Here is a 20,363-nt window from a genome sequence, read left to right on the forward strand (position 1 = left end):
CGACCCCCCTCCGTAGTGCGAAAATGGGCGGCACTATGGCTAAGGAAAAAGGGCGCAAGCTGATCGCGCAGAACAAGAAGGCGCGGCACGACTACCTCATCATCGACACCTACGAGGCCGGCCTGGTCCTCACCGGGACCGAGGTGAAGTCCCTGCGCCAGGGGCGGGCGTCGCTGGTGGACGGCTTCGTCCAGCTCACCGACGACGAGGCGTGGCTGCACAACGTGCACGTGCCGGAGTACAGCCAGGGCACCTGGACCAACCACAGCGCGCGGCGCAAGCGCAAGCTGCTGCTGCACCGCGAGGAGATCGACAAGCTGGAGGCCAAGTCCCAGGAGACCGGGTACACCATCGTGCCGCTGGCCCTGTACTTCAAGGACGGCCGCGCGAAGGTGGAGATCGCGCTGGCCAAGGGCAAGAAGGAGTACGACAAGCGGCAGGCGCTGCGGGAGAAGCAGGACCGGCGCGAGGCGGAGCGGACGATCTCGGCGATCCGCCGCAAGCAGCGGGCCTGACCCTGCGGGAATAGGCTGGCACGGTCGTGCGTTGGTCACGTACGATGGCTCTGCACCCCACGGAGGGTGCGGTGCGACCCCCTCGGGGTTTGAAAAATCAACATGGGGATGATCGGTTTCGACAGCGGCTGTTGAGGCAGGGGAAGCGTGTCGAGGAAGCGGCCATGATCTCGTAAACCACAGGCCGAAAAAAATAATCGCCAATTCCAAGCGCGATTCCTCCCAGCAGGCCTTCGCCCTCGCTGCCTGATCTCAGGTAGCAGAGCGAGCCTCCTACTACGGGAGTGTCAGCCCGGGGCTGTTCCCGACCCGGATCCTGGCATCAGCTAGGGAACTAAACCTTGATCCCGGTCACGGGGTGAAAAGGGAAATCAAACAGTGACTGGGCCCGTCGGAGACTTGTCCGCGTGATCTCCGGGGCCGAGAAAAGCGTAGCGGACTGCACACGGAGAAGCCCTGGTTCTGCACCGTTGGACGCGGGTTCGATTCCCGCCATCTCCACTCATCCCATGTGGGCACGGGTCCCGTCGCGTCGAGCGGCGGGGCCTTTGTCATGGGGCCACATGCTGACAGCCCTCCTGGCCGCCCGTCTCTCCGTCCTCCTTGCCCCCGCCCCGGCCTCGGCCGCCTCCCTCGCCCAGATGGTCGACCGGCAGCTCGCCGACGTCTCCGGCGGCCCCTCGCGCGTGTACGTCACGGGACTGTCCGCCGGGGGCGGGATGACCGCCGTGATGATGGCGGCGTACCCGGAGAAGTTCGCCGCGGGAGGCGTCGTCGCCGGGCTGCCGTACGGCTGCGCCCAGGCCGCCGGCTCGCCGTACGTGTGCATGTACGTCGGTGCCGCGCAGACGCCGGGGCGGCGGGGCGGCCGGGTACGTGCCGCGCGGCCCGGGTACACCGGACCCTGGCCGGCGCTCACCGTCCTGCACGGCACGGCCGACCGCACGGTGCGGGCCGCGAACATGACCGCCCTGGTGGAGCAGTGGACCGATGTGCACGGCGCCGACCGCACCGCCGACGTCAGCGACACCGTCGCCGGACACCCGCACCAGGTCTTCCGGAGCCCGGGCGGCGACGCGGTGGTCGAGACGTACCGCCTGACCGGCATGGGACACGGTCGGCCCGTCGACCCCGTCAGCGGTGACGCCCCGTGCGGGACGGTCGGCGCGTACTTCCTGGACGTGAACCTGTGCGCGGCGTACCGGCTGGGGAAGGCCTGGGCGCTGGGCTGAACCGGCGGCCTTCCCCAGCACCTGGTGGCCGGAACGCGTCACCCGGTCCTCGCCGGCGTGGACTTCCCGCCGATCCCGCTCTGGGCGGACTTGGACGGGGCTGCGGCCGTGGTGGCGGGCGAAGAGGGCTGGCGAGGATGCCCGGTGATGGTCGGATTCCGGCCACCGCTCTGTACTGCCGGCATCCCCGTGATGTCTCGCATTTGATACGAAAACCCACTGGGGAAACACAGAACCTCCGCGTGCGCTACATTCATTGCCTGAGCACAGTGTGATAAACGGGGCGCTCGGAGCGGGTGGGGGCCCGACCCGGCGGCAAGCGCTCAGGTCGTACGCGCACCCGGAACTGTCCCTGGGGGGAAGTGCGTGCGCGTGGAAGAGTGGCGAGAAGACGCCCAACCCGAGAGGCTCGAGGACGCAACGGCGGCCGAGGAGCTTCCGAAGGCCGAGGGCGACGAGGGCTCCGCGGAGACCGGTTCGCTCGAGGAGCGCTGGGCCCGCCTCGGGGTCCACCCCCCGCGCGGCCGCCCGCCGCACGCGGACCACACGGTAACGCTCCGCGCGGACTCCCCGCGAACCCAGGAGCCGGCCACCCCGCAGGACCGTTCGGCCCCACACCCCCAGCGGCCCACGACCGCGTCGAGCGAGGCGGACGGCTCCGGGTCTCCGCGCGGAGAACGGACGAGCGCCCCGTCGCCCTCACGGGACGCCCGCGAGGGCCGGGCGGCCACCGCGGCGCCCCGCGGTGAGCGGGTCACGAGCCTGTGGGACGCGCCCCGGACCCCGGCGGCGCGGAACACTCCGTCGGCCTCGCGGGACGACCGAGCGGACGCCTCGCGCGGCGCGCACCGGGCCGAGGACGCCCCGCGCAAGGAGCGCGTGGACGCCCCGCGCGGTGCCGACGGCGGCACCGCCTTGCACGACGACCGCCCGGACCGCGCCGCGGCTCCGCATGACGCGGACCGCACCACGGCCCTGTTCGGCACGTCCCCCGTGGACGGCCCGCGTGACGCGGGCGGCTCCGGGTCCCCGCGTGGTGAGCGGACGAGCGGCCCTTCGGCCCCACCCGCCGATCGCGCCGGCGGCCATGCCGGCTCCCGTGGTGAGCGGGCCTCGGGCCCGCGTGACGCGGCCCCGACATCGGCGGCTCGCGGCGGGTGGCCGGCCGCTCCGTCGGCCCCACGCGCCGGCCGCGCTCCCGCCGCGGGCGGCAATGCGGCCTTCCCCGGTGAGGCCGCGCCCACGTCGCGCGGCGCGGCACCGCGTGGTGAGAGGGCCTCGGGCCCGCGTGAGGGCCGCGCGGCCGCCTCGCACGGCGCCGACGGTGCCTCCGCCCCCCGTGACGTGGACCGTACCGCGGTGCTGCCTCGCACCGACGCCGCTGAGACGGACGCGGAGCGGACCACCATGTTGCGCAGTCCCTTCGCCAAGCCCGGAGGGAAGAACCCCTGGCCCGTCTCCTCCTCCGCGGACGCCGCCGCGCGGGATCCGTGGCAGGAGGAGGAGACCCTCGCGGAGCAGCCCGCCGAGGCCACGCACGACCCGCACGAGGTGACCGTCCAGCTCGACGCCGTGCAGTTCGGGGACGGCGTGCTGAGCCGGGCGCCCGCCCGTCCCGACGCCGGTCAGGACGGCTCCGACGGCCCCGTGTTCGTCGACGAGTCCGGCCGCCGCAGCCGCAGGTACCGCCGCATCGGCATGACCATCGGTCTGCTCTGCGCCGGCTACGCCGTCGTCATCGTCGCCACGCTGCTGTCCGGCACGTCCGACGCCCCCTGGCTGCCCGTCCCGGGACAGGAGCAGGAGGAGAAGCCCGCCGGCAAGGTCGAGACCACCCCGGAACCCGGGCAGACGGAGGCCACCCCCAGCTCCGGCACCAGTCTCCTCCCGGGCGGCTCCGCCGGCCCCGGCGCCTCCAACCTGCCCGGGCCGGGCGCCGGCGTCTCCTCGCCCGGCACGACCGCCGGCCCGGACACGCCCGCCAGGACCACCGACCCCGCGCCCTCCAAGACACCCGGCAAGACCGAGCAGCCGGGCGGCGGAGCCGCCGACGACCCCACGTCGAAAGCCCCCGTGGAGACGCCCACCACCCCGCCCGCCACCACCCCGCCCGCCGACGACGATCCCGATCCGGAGACGTCCGCCCCCGAGGGCGGCGAAGCCGGCGGCACCGAAGTCAACGGCGCCGGCGCCAACGCCGAACCCAACAGCGACACCGGCGCCCTCCCGGTCGCCGCCGAGACCGCCGCACCGTCCCCGGAGTACGTCCTCTGATGGCATCCCGAAACCGCCGTCGCCGGCTGCCCTTGCGGCTGCTGCTGCCTGTGCTCTTCCTCGTCGCCCTGATGGCGATGCTCATGCTGCGCGGCTACGTGCACAGCGAGATCCTCGCCGACCACCGCGTCCAGGCCCCGACCTCGTCCGACCGGGTGCCGGACAAAATACTGGAGGGCGGTCCGGTCATCGACACCCGCGGCGGCCGCGCGGAGACCCTGGGCGTGCCCGACCGGCACCTCGTGCTCACCTTCGACGACGGCCCCGACCCGGTCTGGACGCCCAAGGTCCTGGACGTGCTGAAGAAGTACGACGCGCACGCCGTCTTCTTCGTCACCGGGACGATGACCTCCCGCTACCCCGACCTGGTCCGCCGCATGGTCGACGAGGGCCACGAGGTCGGCCTGCACACCTTCAACCACCCCGACCTCGCCCTGCAGTCCAAGAACCGCATCGACTGGGAGCTGTCGCAGAACCAGCTCGCCATCACCGGCGCCGCGGGCATCCGCACCTCCCTGTTCCGGCCGCCGTACTCCTCCCAGTCCGCGGCCATGGACAACAACACCTGGCCGGTCACCCAGTACATAGGCGACCGCGGCTACATCACCGTCGTGAACACCCACGACACCGAGGACTGGGCCAAGCCCGGCGTCGACGAGATCATCCGCCGCGCCATTCCCGAGCGCGGCAAGGGCGGCATCGTCCTGATGCACGACTCCGGCGGCGAGCGCCACCAGACCGTCCAGGCGCTCGACCGGATGCTGCCCGACCTGAAGCGCAAGGGCTACGAGTTCGACAACCTGACCGAGGCCCTCGAGGCGCCCAGCGCGCACACCCCGGTGACCGGCGTCGAGCTGTGGAAGGGCAAGGCCTGGGTCTTCCTCGTCCAGGCCTCCGACAACATCACCGGCGTCCTCGTGGTCGGCCTCGCCATCATCGGCTTCCTGGTCATCGCGCGTTTCGTGCTGATGCTCGTGCTGTCCGCCATCCACGCGCGCAAGGTGCGCCGCAGGGGCTTCGCCTGGGGGCCGCCGATCACCGAACCGGTGTCGGTGCTGGTGCCGGCGTACAACGAGGCCAAGTGCATCGAGAACACGGTGCGTTCCCTCGTCGCGAGCGACCATCCCGTCGAGGTCATCGTCATCGACGACGGTTCCAGCGACGGCACCGCGCGGATCGTGGAGTCCCTGGGACTGCCCGGCGTCCGGGTGGTCCGCCAGCTCAACGCGGGCAAGCCCGCCGCCCTCAACCGCGGTGTGGCCAACGCCCGCTACGACATCATCGTGATGATGGACGGCGACACGGTCTTCGAGCCGACCACCGTCCGCGAACTCGTGCAGCCCTTCGGCGACCCCCGCGTGGGCGCCGTCGCGGGCAACGCCAAGGTCGGCAACAAGGACAAGCTGATCGGCGCCTGGCAGCACATCGAGTACGTGATGGGCTTCAACCTCGACCGCCGGATGTACGACGTCATGCAGTGCATGCCCACCATCCCCGGCGCCGTCGGCGCCTTCCGCCGCTCCGCGCTGGAGCGGGTCGGCGGCATGAGCGACGACACCCTCGCCGAGGACACCGACATCACCATGGCCATCCACCGCGACGGCTGGAAGGTCGTCTACGCGGAGAACGCCCGCGCCTGGACCGAGGCACCCGAGTCGGTGCAGCAGCTGTGGTCCCAGCGCTACCGCTGGTCCTACGGCACCATGCAGGCGATCTGGAAGCACCGCCGCGCCCTGATCGAGCGGGGCCCCTCCGGCCGCTTCGGCCGCATCGGACTGCCGCTGGTCTCGCTGTTCATGGTCCTCGCCCCGCTGCTGGCCCCGCTGATCGACGTGTTCCTCATCTACGGCCTGGTCTTCGGCCCGACCGGCAAGACGGTCCTGGCCTGGTTCGCCGTCCTCGCCCTCCAGGCGGCCTGCGCGGCCTACTCCTTCGTCCTCGACAAGGAGAAGTTCACCCCGCTGCTCTCCCTGCCCCTGCAGCAGATCCTCTACCGGCAGCTGATGTACGTCGTGCTGCTGCAGTCCTGGATCACGGCCCTCACCGGCGGCCGGCTGCGCTGGCAGAAGCTGCGGCGCAAGGGCGGCGTCTCCGCCCCGCCCGGTGGCTCCGCCCAGCAACCGCAGCCCCTGGGCGGCAGCCCGGTGGCGTAGCCCGCCGCTCCTCCTCTCCCGCCTGCCCGGCGGCACACCAGGAAGACCCACGCACGTGACCGCACCCCTCCTGCCGACCGGCACGGACGGTACCGACGGAACCGACGGAACCGACAAAACCAGCGCGACGGATCTCGCGGACGGCCGGGACGGATCGCACGACCCGTCCCGCCCCGCTCCGTCCGAACCGGCGCCGCGCCCGCCCGCCCGTGACCGCTACTTCGACCTGCTCCGCGCGGTCGCCCTGTTCCGCGTCGTCCTCTACCACCTGATGGGCTGGGCCTGGCTGCCCGTCGTCTTCCCGTCCATGGGCGTGATGTTCGCCCTGGCCGGCAATCTCATGGCCCGCTCCCTGAAGCGGCCCGCCGTCCAGGTCGTACGGGGCCGGATGCGTCGCCTGCTGCCCCCGCTGTGGCTGCTCGGCGCGATCGGTGTGACCGGCATGCTGGCGCAGGGCTGGAGCCCCGACGACGACGGCCACCCCGGCTGGTGGTTCCTGCACCTGGCCTACTGGGTGCTGCCGCTGAGCGACCCGCCCTACGCCGAGGGCGTCGCCGGGATCCAGGGCGTGCTCGGCGAGGACTGGGCCGCGGAACTCGCGGGCCCGCTCTGGTACATCCGTGCCTACCTCTGGTTCGTGCTGCTCTCCCCGGTCCTGCTGAAGCTGCTGCGCGCCCTGCCGTGGCCGGTGATCGTCGCGCCGCTCGCGCTGTCGGCGGTCCTGACATCCGGCTGGCTGTCCCTGCCCGGTGAGCGGATCGACTCGGCGCTCACCGACTTCTCCACCTTCGGCGCCTGCTGGATCCTCGGCATGGCCCACCAGCAGGGTGTGCTCAAGCGCCTCCCGCAGTACGTCGTGCCCTCCCTGGCGCCGCTCGTCGCCGCCTTCGGCCTCTGGTACGCCTTCCGGCAGGACTTCGGGACCGGCCACGACCTCGACTCCATCCCCTTCGCACAGGCCGTGTGGTCGTTCGCGACCGTCCTTCTGCTGCTGCACCTCAGCCCCTCGTGGACCGAGTGGCCGCGGCGGCTGCGCCGCTGGGACCGGATGGTCACCCTGCTCAACTCCCGCGCGGTGACCATCTATCTGTGGCACAACGTCTGCATCCTGGTCGCCGCCACCCTCTACGACCGGCTGTGGGGCTTCGAGACGCTGGAGCTCAACGTGCCCTGGCTGCTGGAGAGCCCCTGGCCGGTGCTGGTGCTCGCCTGGATCCTGATCTCGGGATGTGTGCTGGCCTTCGGCTGGGTGGAGGACCTCGCGGCCCGGCGCAGGCCCCGGCTCTGGCCGGACGGCCGGGCGGACGGCCGCGCGGGCGGCGGCGGACGCCGGCGGGCTCCCAAGCGGGCGCGGGGCTGACCCGGCCGGGGCGGGCGGGCCCCGCGGGTACCGCGCGGGCGTACGTCCGTGCGAGACTGCCCCGGTTGCGAAGGTGAACCGGGTGACCGGTGAGACGGGGGAGCGGGTACGGATGAGCAAGCGGCAGACCCAGAAGATGCTGCAACTGATGGCGAGCGGGGAGCCGGTCGAGGTCGCCAATCCGATGGCGTCCGTGAAGAAACTCGCCCGACTCGCCTTCATCGCCCAGCAGTTCGGCTACGAGTACGCGGAGGTGTGGCAGGGCGGCCGCAACAACAGTCAGCTCAAGATGCTGATCGTGCCCGACCCCAGCCCGCAGGCGCGGGCCCGGGCCGCGCAGAACTGGGCGCAGTATCCGAACGCGGGTGACGGGGAGTCCCTGCCGCCCCTCGTGCCGGACGCGGTGGAACTGCTCAAGGCGCGCATCAACTTCGACCTCACCGGCAAGAGCGCCGAGAAGCGGATGGGCTACGGGGCCATCGGCGTCTCCATCGGCTGTGTGATCCTGGCCTACCGGCTCGGGGGAACATCCACGGACTTCGTGATCTCGGGCGGGATCTGGCTCGCCCTCATGGCGGTCTTCGGCATCGGTGTCGTCGTCACCCGCAAGCGCAACGCGAAGTTCGCGGCCCGGCTCCAGGCGGCGGGGTTCGCGCCGGTGACGGACGAGACCGGCCGGGTGCGCTACCTGCCCCCGGGCGGGCAGATGCCGGGCCACGGCAACCCCTTCGGCGGCGCCCCGTACGGCGCCCCGGCGCCCGGCTACGGACAGCAGCCGCAGCCGCCGGGCCCCGGGTACCAGGGCGGGCCCGCGATGCCGTACGGTCAGCCCGCCCCGGGTGCCTACGCCCCGCCCGCCCCGGGTGCCTACGCCCCGCCCGCCTACGGCACACCGCCCGCGCCCGCCCCGTACGGCGCCCCGCCCGCCCCGTACGGCGCCCCGCCCGCTCCGTACGGCGCCCCGCCGCAGCCGCAGGTCCAGCCGCAGTCCCCTCCGCAGGCCCAGCCCCAGCAGAACGTCCAGCAGAACCCCCACTGGCAGCCCCCGCAGCGCTGAACCCCGCATCTCTCATCCCGCCCCCGCGCGGGGTGAGAGCAACGTTCCCTGCCGGTCACTGTGCGGCACAGTGACGAAACCCCGCCTCCCTACCTTCGGGACCATCCCCGCGCGGCACCCCGCCCGCGCCCCGGAGCACAGTGGAGGCCCCATGACAGCCCCCCGCGGACGCTGGATCCAGCAATGGGACCCGGAGGACGAGACCTTCTGGAACCGGACCGGAGAACCGATCGCCCGCCGCAATCTCCTCTTCTCCGTGCTGTCCGAGCACATCGGGTTCTCCGTCTGGACGATGTGGTCGGTGCTGGTGCTCTTCATGGGCCCGGAGTACGGGCTCACACCGGCCGACAAGTTCCTGCTGACGTCGCTGGTCACGCTCGTCGGCGCCGTGGTCCGCGTCCCGTACACCTTCGCCGTCGCGGTCTTCGGCGGCCGGAACTGGACGGTGATCAGCGCAGGGCTGCTGCTGGTGCCCACCGTCGCCGCCTTCGCCGTGATGGAGCCGGGCACGTCCTTCAGCACGTTCATGCTGGTCGGACTGCTGGCGGGGATCGGCGGCGGCAACTTCGCCTCCTCGATGACCAACATCAACGCCTTCTTCCCGATGCGGAAGAAGGGCTGGGCGCTCGGGCTGAACGCCGGCGGCGGCAACATCGGCGTCCCGGTGATCCAGATCGCCGCCCTCGCCATCATCGGCGCGAACGGCGGACCGCGGGTGCTGCTCGGCCTCTACATCCCGCTGATCGTCGTGGCCGCCGTGCTCGCCGCCCGCCACATGGACAACCTCGCCTCGGTGCGCAACGACACCGGTGCCGCGCTGGACGCCACGCGGGACGCGCACACCTGGATCATGTCGTTCCTGTACATCGGCACCTTCGGCTCGTTCATCGGCTACAGCTTCGCCTTCGGGATGGTGCTCCAGACCCAGTTCGGCCGTACGCCGCTGCAGGCCGCCTACGTCACCTTCATCGGCCCGCTGCTCGGTTCGCTGATCCGCCCCGTGGGCGGCAGGCTCGCCGACCGCTACGGCGGCGCGCGGATCACCCTGTGGAACTTCGTCGCCATGGGCGCGGCGACCGCCGTGCTGATCGCCGCCTCCATGCGGGCGTCGCTGACGCTGTTCACCGTCGCGTTCGTCGTCCTGTTCGTGCTGACCGGCCTCGGCAACGGGTCGACGTACAAGATGATCCCCGGCATCTTCCACACCAAGGCGCTGGCCCGCGGCCTGCGGGGCGAGGAGGCGGCCGCGTACGGGCGGCGGCTGTCCGGGGCGGCCATGGGGCTGATCGGCGCGGTGGGGGCGCTCGGCGGGGTCGGTATCAACCTGGCCTTCCGCCAGTCCTTCCTCTCCTACGGCTCGGGCACCGGGGCGTTCGTCGCGTTCCTCGCCTGCTACGCGGTCTGCTTCGCGGTCACCTGGGCGGTATACCTTCGCCGCCCCGCGGCCCGTCCGGGTGACACGAGCCCGGCTCCGGAGGAGAAGTCGCAGCTCAGCTATGCCCGGGTGTGACGTAACACTGGTGACATGAAGCCGAACCGAGCCTGTCATGGACCGTTGACAGGCTCGATCGGCATGGAGGTGGAGCCGCACCTTCATGCGGGACGCCGACTGGAGCGCGGGACGAGAACCATGGACGACGAACAAGAGCAGCCGGACCACGGGCCCCTGGCCGGGTTCACCGTGGGTGTGACGGCGGCGCGCCGTGCCGACGAGCTGGGCACCCTGCTTCAGCGGCGCGGAGCCGCGGTGCTGCACGCCCCCGCCCTGCGGATCGTGCCGCTCGCCGACGACAGCGAACTGCTGGCCGCCACCAAGGAGATCATCGGGCAGGCCCCGGACATCGCGGTCGCCACCACCGCCATCGGCTTCCGGGGCTGGGTGGAGGCCGCCGACGGCTGGGGACTGGGGGAGGACCTGCTGGCGCGGCTGCGCGGGGTGCGGATCCTGGCGCGCGGGCCGAAGGTGAAGGGCGCGATCCGGGCCGCCGGGCTGACGGAGGAGTGGTCGCCGCCGTCGGAGTCGATGGCGGAGGTGCTCGACCGGCTCCTGGAGGAGGGCGTCGACGGTCTGCGGATCGCCGTACAGCTGCACGGTGAGCCGCTGCCGGGGTTCGTGGAGTCGCTGCGGGCCGGGGGAGCGGAGGTGGTGGGGGTGCCGGTCTACCGGTGGCTGCCGCCGGAGGACCTCGGCCCCGTGGACCGCCTCGTCGACGCGGTCGTCGCCCGCGCCCTGGACGCGGTGACCTTCACCAGCGCGCCCGCCGCCGTGTCCCTGCTGTCGCGCGCGCGGGAGCGCGGACTCCTCGACGAGCTGCTCGCCGCCCTCGGCCACGACGTGCTGGCCGCCTGCGTCGGCCCGGTCACCGCGCTGCCGTTGCAGGCCCGCGGCGTCGCCACCGTCCAGCCCGAACGCTTCCGGCTCGGCCCTCTGGTCCAGCTGCTCTGCCAGGAACTGCCCGCGCGGGCCCGCGCGTTGCCCGTCGCCGGGCACCGGATGGAGATCCGGGGGCACGCGGTCCTGGTGGACGGCGGGCTCAGGCCGGTGCCGCCGGCCGGGATGTCCCTGCTGCGGGCGCTGTCCCGGCAGCCCGGCTGGGTCGTCTCCCGCGCGGAGCTGCTGCGCGCGCTGCCGGGCGCGGGCCGCGACGAGCACGCGGTGGAGACGGCGATGGCCCGCCTGCGGTCCGCCCTCGGCACCCCGAAGCTGATCCAGACGGTCGTCAAACGCGGCTACCGCCTCGCCCTGGACCCGGCCGCGGAGTCGAAGTACGGCGTGGGCTGACCGCGGCCCGAGGGGTTCCGGGGGCCGGTGCGGACGGGCACTGTGGGAGGAGGACGGATCCCGGATCGCTCACGGCCCCGCGCGCGGGGCCACGCTAGGCGGTGGCAGGAACATGGCACTGGGTACGGTCACGGCGCCCTACGAGCTGAGGTTCGACACCGGGCGGGTCTGCCTGGATCTGCTCGCGACCACCCATCCCGAGGAACGGCTCGACTCCGTGGCGGTGCTGCGGGCCTGGATCACCGGCTCCGGGCTCGTGCCCGAGGGCACCGCGCTGGCCCACGCGGACACCTCCTGGCTGGTGGCGTTCCGTGAACTGCGCGGCCGGATCGGCCCGTTGGTGCGCGGCCGGCCGCCCTCCGGGGTCCGCTCGTACGACCTGGCGCTCACCCGGGTGAACGAACTCGCCCGCGCGGCGCCCCCGGCGCCCCGCGCGGTGCCCGGCGAGGACGGCCTGCTGGTGCGCCGGCTCGACGGGCCGCCCGGCCGGGCCGCGCTGCTCGGGGCCGTCGCGCGGGATGCCGTGGACCTGATCACCGACCCCGTCGCCCGCGCGAGCCTGCGCCAGTGCGAGGGCGACAACTGCCCCATCGTGTACCTCGACACCTCCCGGGGGCGCAGGCGCCGCTGGTGCTCCAGCGAGGTGTGCGGCAACCGGGAACGCGTGGCCCGTCACCGCCGCCGCGCGGCGCTGGCCCGCGCCTGAGCGCCTGTCCGACTCAACCGCCTTGCTCCCTATGCGGCTTCTGCGCGCCGGCGGTGCGGAAAAATTCTGAAGTGACGTCCGTTACACCCTCGTTGGCCCTCCGCGCGGTGCCGGCGGGACGGCCGCCCCCGTCGCTGTGTCGGAAATGTAAAGAAGTGGCGGGGGGAATGTGCGTTCATGTCCAGGTCGTCGCGTCGCCCCGCAGAAAACTCCGATCTCCCTTTGAACACCCGACCCCTGGCGTCCGTACCGGATGTCGAGCGACCGACTGGGGGATCCCCCGGACACCGGAGGTGGGCGTGCGCAAGGATGCGGCCGTGGCCAATGAACGTGGAGCGAGGGCCCGACATCGCATGTCCTCACAGCCCTCGGAGCCAGACGAGGAGCTGATGCGTGCGCTGTATCGCGAGCACGCCGGGCCTCTGCTGGCCTACGTCCTGCGGCTGGTCGCCGGAGACCGGCAGCGAGCCGAGGACGTCGTGCAGGAGACGCTCATCCGTGCCTGGAAGAACGCCGGTCAGCTCAATCGGGCGACCGGTTCGGTACGCCCCTGGCTGGTGACGGTCGCCCGGCGCATCGTCATCGACGGCCACCGCAGCCGGCAGGCCCGGCCGCAGGAGGTCGATCCGTCGCCGCTGGAGGTCATCCCCGCGGAGGACGAGATCGACAAGGCGCTGTGGCTGATGACGCTGTCGGACGCGCTCGACGACCTGACCCCGGCCCACCGGGAGGTACTCGTCGAGACGTACTTCAAGGGGCGTACCGTCAATGAGGCGGCACAGACCCTCGGCATACCCAGCGGCACCGTCCGCTCCCGGGTGTTCTACGCCCTGCGGTCGATGAAGCTGGCTCTGGAGGAGCGGGGGGTGACGGCGTGATGAGTGTGTACGGGGGAAACCAGGGATTCGGCACGGGCGGTACGGGTATGTCTGGTGCCATGGAGGGATCACCGGTGCCGAACGAGCACGAGACCGTCGGTGCCTACGCCCTCGGCATCCTCGACGACGCCGAGGCGACCGCCTTCGAGGCGCACCTGGCGACGTGCGAGTGGTGCGCCCAGCAGCTCGACGAGCTCGCCGGCATGGAGCCGATGCTCGCCGCGCTCGCCGACCTTCCCGGCACCGGGACGCCCGCGCTGGGCGAGTCGCTGTCCGCCAAGCCCTCACCGCGCGTGGTGGAGAAGCTGGTCGACGAGGTCGCCGAACGCCGCGCGCGCAAGCGCCGCCGCAACTTCTACATGGTGGCCGCCGCGGGCGCGCTCATCGTCAGCGGACCCTTCGTGGCCGTGGCGGCGAGCAACGGAGGCGGCGAGGGAGACGGCGGCGGGGGCGGTACCAACCGCACGCTCGCGGCCAACCCCGCCAAGGAGGCGTTCGACAAGAGCTCCGAGAAGATCATGGCGACCGACCCCGAGACCCAGGTGACCGCGACCGTGGCCCTGGAGAAGAAGCTCTGGGGCTCCGAGATCGTCACGGAGCTGAAGAACGTCAAGGGTGAGCAGAAGTGCTCGCTGATCGCCGTCGGCAAGAACGGCGACCGCGAGACGGTGAACTCCTGGTCCGTGCCCGGAGAGGGCTACGGCCTGCCCGACGCCAAGACGGACAAGGCCAAGCAGCCCCTGTACGTGCAGGGCGGCGCCGCCTTCGCGCCCAACGAGATCGACCACTTCGAGGTCATGACCTTCGACGGCGACCTGCTGGTCCAGGTCGACGCGTAGCCTCCAGGGGCCCCCTTCGCGTACGGTTGACGGCTGCCCAGCACGTCAGAAGGGGGCCCGGTGGCCGCTCAGGCTCAGCAGGAAACCGGGGTCGAACCGGTCCACGACTCCGTTCGGGACCGGGAGATCCGAGTCGAACAGGAACACCTGGACCGGGTGTACCGGCGCCTCGACGAGAAGATCCACGAGGCGGAGTTCCTCATGCGCGACGCCGCCCGGCGCGGCCACGTCGGCACGCCCGGCGCCCTCGCCGAGCGGGACGCCCAGGTCTTTAGGGCCGGCATCCACCTCAACCGGCTGAACAACGAGTACGAGGACTTCCTCTTCGGCCGGATCGACCTGCTGCGGGGCAAGGACGGCAAGAAGGGCCCCGACGGCGCGTACACCGCCGTCGAGCCGGCCGAGGGGGCCATCCGCCCCGACAACACCGCCGACATCGCCGAGACCCTGCACATCGGCCGGATCGGCGTCCTCGACGAGGACTACGCCCCGCTGGTCATCGACTGGCGGGCCCCCGCGGCCGCTCCCTTCTACCGGTCCACCCCGGTCGATCCGGGCCGGGTCGTGCGGCGGCGCGTCATCCGCTCCAAGGGCCGGCGGGTGCGCAGCGTCGAGGACGACCTGATGCGCCCCGAGCTGACCGCGTACCTCGACGGACGCGAGCTGCCGGTGATCGGCGACGGCGCCCTGATGGCCGCGCTGGGGCAGGCCCGTACGCACACCATGCGGGACATCGTCGCGTCCATCCAGGCCGAGCAGGACCTGGTGATCCGCGCCCCCGCCGCCTCCGTGACCTACGTCGAGGGCGGCCCCGGCACCGGCAAGACCGCCGTCGCCCTGCACCGCGCGGCCTACCTCCTCTACCAGGACCGGCGCCGCTACGCCGGGGGCATTCTGATCGTCTCGCCCACCCCGCTGCTCGTCGCCTACACCGAGGGCGTGCTGCCCTCCCTCGGCGAGGAGGGCCAGGTCGCCATCCGCGCCATCGGCTCCCTGGTCGACGGCGCCGAGGCCACCCTGTACGACTCCCCGGCGGTGGCCCGGGTCAAGGGCTCGTACCGCATGCTCAAGGTCCTGCTGAAGGCCGCGCGCGGAGCACTCGAGCTGAACGATTCACCGCAGCGGCTGCGGGTCGTGGCCTTCGGCCGGCGCCTGGAACTCCAGGCGCCGGAGCTCGCGGACGTCCGCCGCACCGCCCTCGGCGGCACCGCCCCGGTCAACCTGCTGCGCCCGCGCGCCCGCAAGCTGCTCCTCGACGCCCTGTGGGAGCGCTCCGGCGCGGGCCACCGGCACACCGACCCGGAGCTGGCCGCCGAGCTGCGCGCCTCCTTCGACGAGGACGTCACCGCCGAGGACGCCTTCACCGACTTCCTCGACGCCTGGTGGCCGGAGCTGGCCCCGGCCACCGTCCTGGACGCCATGGCGGACGAGAAGTGCCTGGGCCGATGGGCCCGCCGCGTCCTCAACCCGGGCGAGGTCCGCAAGGTCGCCCGCTCGTTGCAGCGGGACGGCCGCTCCGTGCACGACATCGCGCTGCTCGACGAGCTCCAGGCCGTCCTCGGCGCCCCGGCCCGCCCCCGCAGGAAGCGCGAGCTGGACCCGCTGGACCAGCTCACCGGCCTGGAGGAGCTGATGCCGGTGCGCGAGGAGACCCAGCGGGAGCGGGCCGAGCGGCTCGCCCAGGAGCGCGTCGAGTACGCGCACGTCATCGTCGACGAGGCGCAGGACCTCACGCCGATGCAGTGGCGCATGGTCGGCCGCCGCGGCCGGCACGCCACCTGGACGATCGTCGGCGACCCGGCCCAGTCCTCCTGGTCCGACCCCGACGAGGCCGCCCAGGCCCGCGACGAGGCCCTCGGCACCCGCCCGCCCGTCTCCCACCACCACCCTTCCAAGGAAGGCCCTTCGGGCCGCCCCTCTCGTGGCCGCCGCTTCGAGCTCACCGTGAACTACCGCAACCCCGCGGAGATCGCCGACGTGGCGTCCAAGGTGCTCGCCCTCGCCATGCCCGGCTCCGGCGCGCCGCGGGCGGTGCGCTCCACCGGTGTCGCACCGCGCTTCGCCGTCGCCGGGGACGCGCTGGGCGAGACCGTGCGCGCCGAGGCCGCCGGGCTGCTGGAGCGCGTGGACGGCACCGTCGGCGTGGTCGTCGCCATGCAGCGCCGTGCGGAGGCCCGGCGCTGGCTCGACGGGCTCGGCGACCGCGTGGTGGCGCTCGGCAGCCTGGAGGCCAAGGGCCTGGAGTACGACGCGACGGTCGTCGTCTCCCCCGCGGAGATCGCCGACGAGTCCCCGGCCGGGCTGCGCGTGCTGTACGTCGCCCTCACCCGGGCCACGCAGCAGCTCACCGTGGTCTCGGCGGACCGCGACGAACCGGACGCGGACGGGGTGCCCGACCTGCTGCGGGACTGAGGGGCAGCACGTCCGCGCACGGCACTCGTGCCACGGGAATGGCCTTACGGGATCTGTTTGTTAGCCTGGACGTGGCACCGGCCCGATCCAAGCCCCCGGGCCCAACCTTCGTCGCTTCGAGCGACCACTTGCCGCGAGGCGAGCATGGCGGGTCGGTGTCACAGGCGTAACGAGAGGCCCACGTCACTTCCGGTGACGTGGGCCTCTTTCGTTGTCGGAACACCTCTCGTATGGTGAAAACTGTTTTCCGAAACGCGTCCCGTCCGGAGAACAAAACGTCCGCAATCCACGGCGGCTACCGCGTACCCAGGGGTAGGTGCGACGATCGGACAGCACAACTCGCGACACGGTAAAGCAGAGGAAGTCGGCCATGGCAACGGCGCCCAGCGTCTCCTACTCGATGACCATCCGGCTGGAGGTGCCCGCGGGAGGAACCGCGGTGTCCCAGCTCACCGGGGCTGTCGAGTCCCACGGAGGCTCGGTGACCGGCCTCGACGTAACGGCCTCCGGCCATGAGCGGCTCCGTATCGACGTCACCATCGCGGCCACCTCCACCGCCCACGCCGAGGAGATCGTCGAGCAGCTGCGCGGCATCGAGGGCGTCACCCTGGGCAAGGTCTCCGACCGTACGTTCCTGATGCACCTCGGCGGCAAGATCGAGATGGCGTCGAAGCACCCCATCCGCAACCGTGACGACCTCTCCATGGTCTACACGCCGGGCGTGGCCCGGGTCTGCATGGCCATCGCCGAGAACCCCGAGGACGCCCGCCGCCTCACCATCAAGCGCAACTCCGTTGCGGTCGTGACCGACGGCTCCGCCGTGCTGGGCCTGGGCAACATCGGCCCCAAGGCCGCGCTGCCGGTCATGGAGGGCAAGGCCGCCCTGTTCAAGCGGTTCGCCGGCATCGACGCCTGGCCGCTGTGCCTGGACACCCAGGACACCGACGCGATCGTCGAGATCGTCAAGGCCATCGCCCCGGGCTTCGCCGGCATCAACCTGGAGGACATCTCCGCGCCGCGCTGCTTCGAGATCGAGGCCCGGCTGCGCGAGGCCCTCGACATCCCCGTCTTCCACGACGACCAGCACGGCACCGCCATCGTCGTCCTGGCCGCGCTGACCAACGCGCTGCGGGTCACCGGCAAGTCGATCGACACCATCCGGGTGGTGATGTCCGGCGCCGGCGCCGCCGGCACGGCCATCCTCAAACTGCTGCTCGCCGCGGGCGTGAAGAACGCCGTGGTGGCCGACATCCACGGAGTCGTCCACGCGGGGCGCGAGGATCTGGTGGACGCCGCCCCCGACTCCGCGCTGTGCTGGATCGCCGACAACACCAACCCCGAGAACCTCACCGGCACGCTGCGGCAGGCCGTGCGCGGCGCCGACGTCTTCATCGGCGTCTCCGCCCCGAACGTGCTCGGCGCCGAGGACGTCGCCGCGATGGCCGAGGGCGCGATCGTGTTCGCGCTCGCGAATCCCGACCCGGAGGTCGACCCGGCAATCGCCCGGCAGACGGCGGCCGTTGTGGCCACCGGCCGCTCCGACTTCCCCAACCAGATCAACAACGTGCTGGTGTTCCCGGGCGTCTTCCGCGGTCTGCTGGACGCCCAGTCCCGCACCGTCAACACCGAGATGATGCTGGCCGCCGCGAAGGCGCTGGCCGATGTGGTCACCGAGGACGAGCTCAACCCCAACTACATCATCCCCAGCGTGTTCAACGACAAGGTCGCGGGAGCGGTCGCCGGCGCGGTGCGCGACGCGGCGAAGGCCGTGGGGGCGACTGCCTCGTAGGACACCCGGCGTCAAGAGGGCTGTGAGGATCACCACGACCGGTGTGGATCCGGCGCGTCGCGGGACCCGAAGATCCTGACAGCCCTCTATCGTGGCGGACCGGGCCGTGGCGCTCTTCGTGTGACTCCCTGGGGTGTTCTCACGACGCGTGCGGGTGCCGGATTGGCTTTACCGCCGCAGGTAGAGGCAGGATGCGTCCCTGGGCGCGAGGGTCCGACGGCGGACCCGGGTCCGGGGACTCACCGAGGAACCTGGCAGCATCGGCTTGGCCGTGCCCAACATGCGGCTCCGCCGCGTGGCACGCCTCAACGGCAAGAAGAACACGGGAGTAAGAACATGAACCGCAGTGAGCTGGTGGCCGCGCTGGCCGACCGCGCCGAGGTGACCCGCAAGGACGCCGACGCCGTACTGGCCGCGTTCGCCGAGGTCGTCGGCGACGTCGTCTCCAAGGGCGACGAGAAGGTCACCGTCCCCGGCTTCCTGACCTTCGAGCGCACGCACCGCGCCGCTCGTACGGCGCGCAACCCGCAGACGGGCGAGCCGATCCAGATCCCCGCGGGGTACTCCGTGAAGGTGTCGGCGGGCTCGAAGCTGAAGGAAGCCGCCAAGGGCAAGTAGCCTTCCCTGCCGAGAGCGTCGCGGGCGACTGCTGACCAGTCGTGGCCGGTCGCGCGGTGCCCCGCGGCCCTGGGAAGTCGCATCAACGCCGATGGGGCGGTCACCCGATCCGGGTGACCGCCCCATCGGCGTCTTCGTGACCGGTCCCGTCAGACCAGCGCCTTGCCCGGGAGTTCGACCTTGGCGCCCAGGTCCGAGAGCTTCTCCATGAAGTTCTCGTAGCCGCGGTTGATCAGGCCGATGCCGTGGACCCGCGAGGGGCCCTGCGCGGCGAGGGCGGCGATGAGGTAGGAGAAGCCGCCGCGCAGGTCCGGGATGACCAGGTCGGAGCCCTGCAGCCGGGTGGGTCCCGAGACCACCGCCGAGTGCAGGAAGTTGCGCTGGCCGAAGCGGCAGTCCGAGCCGCCCAGGCACTCGCGGTACAGCTGGATGTGGGCGCCCATCTGGTTGAGCGCGGAGGTGAAGCCCAGCCGGGACTCGTAGACCGTCTCGTGGACGATGGACAGCCCCGTCGCCTGGGTCAGCGCGACCACCAGCGGCTGCTGCCAGTCCGTCTGGAAGCCGGGGTGCACGTCCGTCTCCAGCGCGATGGACTGCAACTGCCCGCCGGGGTGCCAGAAGCGGATGCCGTCGTCGTCGATCTCGAAGGCGCCGCCGACCTTCCGGAAGGTGTTCAGGAACGTCATCATCGAGCGCTGCTGGGCGCCGCGGACGTGGATGTTGCCCTCGGTCGCCAGCGCGGCGGACGCCCAGGAGGCGGCCTCCAGGCGGTCCGGTATGGCGCGGTGGGTGTAGCCGCCGAGGGTGTCCACACCGGTGACGCGGATCGTCCGGTCGGTGTCCATCGCGATGATCGCGCCCATCTTCTGCAGCACGCAGATCAGGTCCTCGATCTCCGGCTCCACCGCCGCGTTGGACAGCACGGTGACGCCCTCCGCGAGCACCGCGGTGAGCAGCACCTGCTCGGTGGCGCCGACGGACGGGTACGGCAGCCGGATCTTGGTGCCGCGCAGCCGGTGCGGGGCCTCCAGGTACTGGCCGTCCGCCCGCTTCTCGATGGTCGCGCCGAACTGCCGCAGCACGTCGAAGTGGAAGTCGATGGGGCGGCCGCCGATGTCGCAGCCGCCGAGCCCCGGGATGAACGCGTGCCCGAGCCGGTGCAGCAGCGGGCCGCAGAACAGGATCGGGATCCGCGAGGAGCCGGCGTGGGCATCGATGTCGGCGACGTTCGCGCTCTCCACGCTGGTGGGGTCGAGCACCAGTTCGCCGGGCTCGTCCCCCGGGCGGACCGTCACGCCGTGCAGTTGCAGCAGGCCGCGTACGACCCGCACGTCGCGGATGTCCGGCACGTTGCCCAGCCGGCTCGGTGCGCTGCCCAGCAGCGCGGCGACCATGGCCTTCGGTACGAGGTTCTTCGCACCGCGGACACGGATCTCGCCCTCCAGCGGGGTTCCGCCGTGGACAAGCAGTACGTCATCAGCGCCGTTGACGGTCATGAATCTCGCGTTCCGTGGGGAGCGGGGCAGGGTCAGGAGGGAAAGCGTAGTCGCCTCCGACCCCCCTTCTGTAAGCCTGAGGACGCTCCGGGTACGTCATGGGTTCGTCACAACACGAACCGTTCCCCGGCGGCCACGCGCGGTGACCGCGGGCCGTGTGCGCCGGGCGTGCTCCCGTCCGCCCTCCCGTCTCCCGCCACCACCCTCAACTGGGGCCTTACCAGGCCGCTCCCTTATTTCATGGCTGCATTC

Annotated in this window: 15 protein-coding genes and 1 other RNA gene; 15 read left to right on the forward strand and 1 reads right to left on the reverse strand. The window is 72.0% G+C overall.

The window, feature by feature from the left end:
* The first annotated feature begins 35 nt into the window (after positions 1-35).
* The 15 genes from smpB to AC5L3C_RS23125 all read left to right on the forward strand — a co-directional run bounded on the left by smpB (position 36) and on the right by AC5L3C_RS23125 (position 18,615).
* The gene (smpB, locus tag AC5L3C_RS23055; RefSeq protein WP_493650634.1) at positions 36-515 is read left to right on the forward strand and encodes an SsrA-binding protein SmpB; all 480 of its coding nucleotides are present in this window, start codon (positions 36-38) and stop codon (positions 513-515) included.
* A 104-nt stretch (positions 516-619) separates the two neighbouring features.
* Positions 620-1,019: a transfer-messenger RNA gene (gene ssrA, locus AC5L3C_RS23060) on the forward strand.
* 59 nt (positions 1,020-1,078) lie between these two features.
* On the forward strand, positions 1,079-1,747 hold the full coding sequence (locus tag AC5L3C_RS23065) for an extracellular catalytic domain type 1 short-chain-length polyhydroxyalkanoate depolymerase (RefSeq protein WP_493650635.1): 669 nt from the start codon (positions 1,079-1,081) through the stop codon (positions 1,745-1,747).
* 372 nt (positions 1,748-2,119) lie between these two features.
* Complete coding sequence (locus tag AC5L3C_RS23070; RefSeq protein ID WP_493650636.1) at positions 2,120-4,021, forward strand: hypothetical protein; 1,902 nt, start codon at positions 2,120-2,122, stop codon at positions 4,019-4,021.
* Positions 4,021-6,174 carry a bifunctional polysaccharide deacetylase/glycosyltransferase family 2 protein gene (locus AC5L3C_RS23075; protein WP_493650637.1) on the forward strand — a complete coding sequence of 718 codons (2,154 nt, stop codon included), beginning with the start codon at positions 4,021-4,023 and terminating at the stop codon, positions 6,172-6,174. The genes AC5L3C_RS23070 and AC5L3C_RS23075 overlap by 1 nt, the downstream gene beginning before the upstream one ends.
* Before the next feature lie 55 nt (positions 6,175-6,229).
* Positions 6,230-7,534, forward strand: coding sequence for an acyltransferase family protein (locus AC5L3C_RS23080; protein WP_493650638.1), 1,305 nt, complete (start codon positions 6,230-6,232; stop codon positions 7,532-7,534).
* Positions 7,535-7,646: 112 nt separating this feature from the next.
* Positions 7,647-8,591, forward strand: coding sequence for a hypothetical protein (locus AC5L3C_RS23085; protein ID WP_125510342.1), 945 nt, complete (start codon positions 7,647-7,649; stop codon positions 8,589-8,591).
* A gap of 151 nt (positions 8,592-8,742) precedes the next feature.
* Positions 8,743-10,101, forward strand: a complete 1,359-nt coding sequence (locus AC5L3C_RS23090) for a nitrate/nitrite transporter (protein WP_493650640.1) — start codon at positions 8,743-8,745, stop codon at positions 10,099-10,101.
* A gap of 120 nt (positions 10,102-10,221) precedes the next feature.
* The gene (locus tag AC5L3C_RS23095) at positions 10,222-11,373 is read left to right on the forward strand and encodes a uroporphyrinogen-III synthase (RefSeq protein WP_493650641.1); all 1,152 of its coding nucleotides are present in this window, start codon (positions 10,222-10,224) and stop codon (positions 11,371-11,373) included.
* A gap of 112 nt (positions 11,374-11,485) precedes the next feature.
* The gene (locus AC5L3C_RS23100) at positions 11,486-12,079 is read left to right on the forward strand and encodes a CGNR zinc finger domain-containing protein (RefSeq protein ID WP_493650642.1); all 594 of its coding nucleotides are present in this window, start codon (positions 11,486-11,488) and stop codon (positions 12,077-12,079) included.
* A gap of 293 nt (positions 12,080-12,372) precedes the next feature.
* On the forward strand, positions 12,373-12,957 hold the full coding sequence (locus AC5L3C_RS23105) for a sigma-70 family RNA polymerase sigma factor (protein ID WP_004930798.1): 585 nt from the start codon (positions 12,373-12,375) through the stop codon (positions 12,955-12,957).
* A gap of 74 nt (positions 12,958-13,031) precedes the next feature.
* Positions 13,032-13,796: an anti-sigma factor family protein gene (locus AC5L3C_RS23110; protein ID WP_493650643.1), complete on the forward strand. Its 765-nt coding sequence runs from the start codon at positions 13,032-13,034 to the stop codon at positions 13,794-13,796.
* A 60-nt stretch (positions 13,797-13,856) separates the two neighbouring features.
* The gene (locus AC5L3C_RS23115; protein ID WP_493650644.1) at positions 13,857-16,208 is read left to right on the forward strand and encodes a HelD family protein; all 2,352 of its coding nucleotides are present in this window, start codon (positions 13,857-13,859) and stop codon (positions 16,206-16,208) included.
* Between the two features lie 370 nt (positions 16,209-16,578).
* On the forward strand, positions 16,579-17,997 hold the full coding sequence (locus AC5L3C_RS23120; protein ID WP_125506133.1) for an NAD-dependent malic enzyme: 1,419 nt from the start codon (positions 16,579-16,581) through the stop codon (positions 17,995-17,997).
* A gap of 336 nt (positions 17,998-18,333) precedes the next feature.
* On the forward strand, positions 18,334-18,615 hold the full coding sequence (locus tag AC5L3C_RS23125; RefSeq protein ID WP_125506134.1) for an HU family DNA-binding protein: 282 nt from the start codon (positions 18,334-18,336) through the stop codon (positions 18,613-18,615).
* Positions 18,616-18,764: 149 nt separating this feature from the next.
* Here AC5L3C_RS23125 and murA read toward each other — a convergent pair whose 3' ends face one another.
* On the reverse strand, positions 18,765-20,111 hold the full coding sequence (gene murA, locus AC5L3C_RS23130) for a UDP-N-acetylglucosamine 1-carboxyvinyltransferase (RefSeq protein WP_125506135.1): 1,347 nt from the start codon (positions 20,109-20,111) through the stop codon (positions 18,765-18,767).
* Positions 20,112-20,363: the final 252 nt, after the last annotated feature.

This window comes from Streptomyces speibonae (assembly GCF_984686075.1).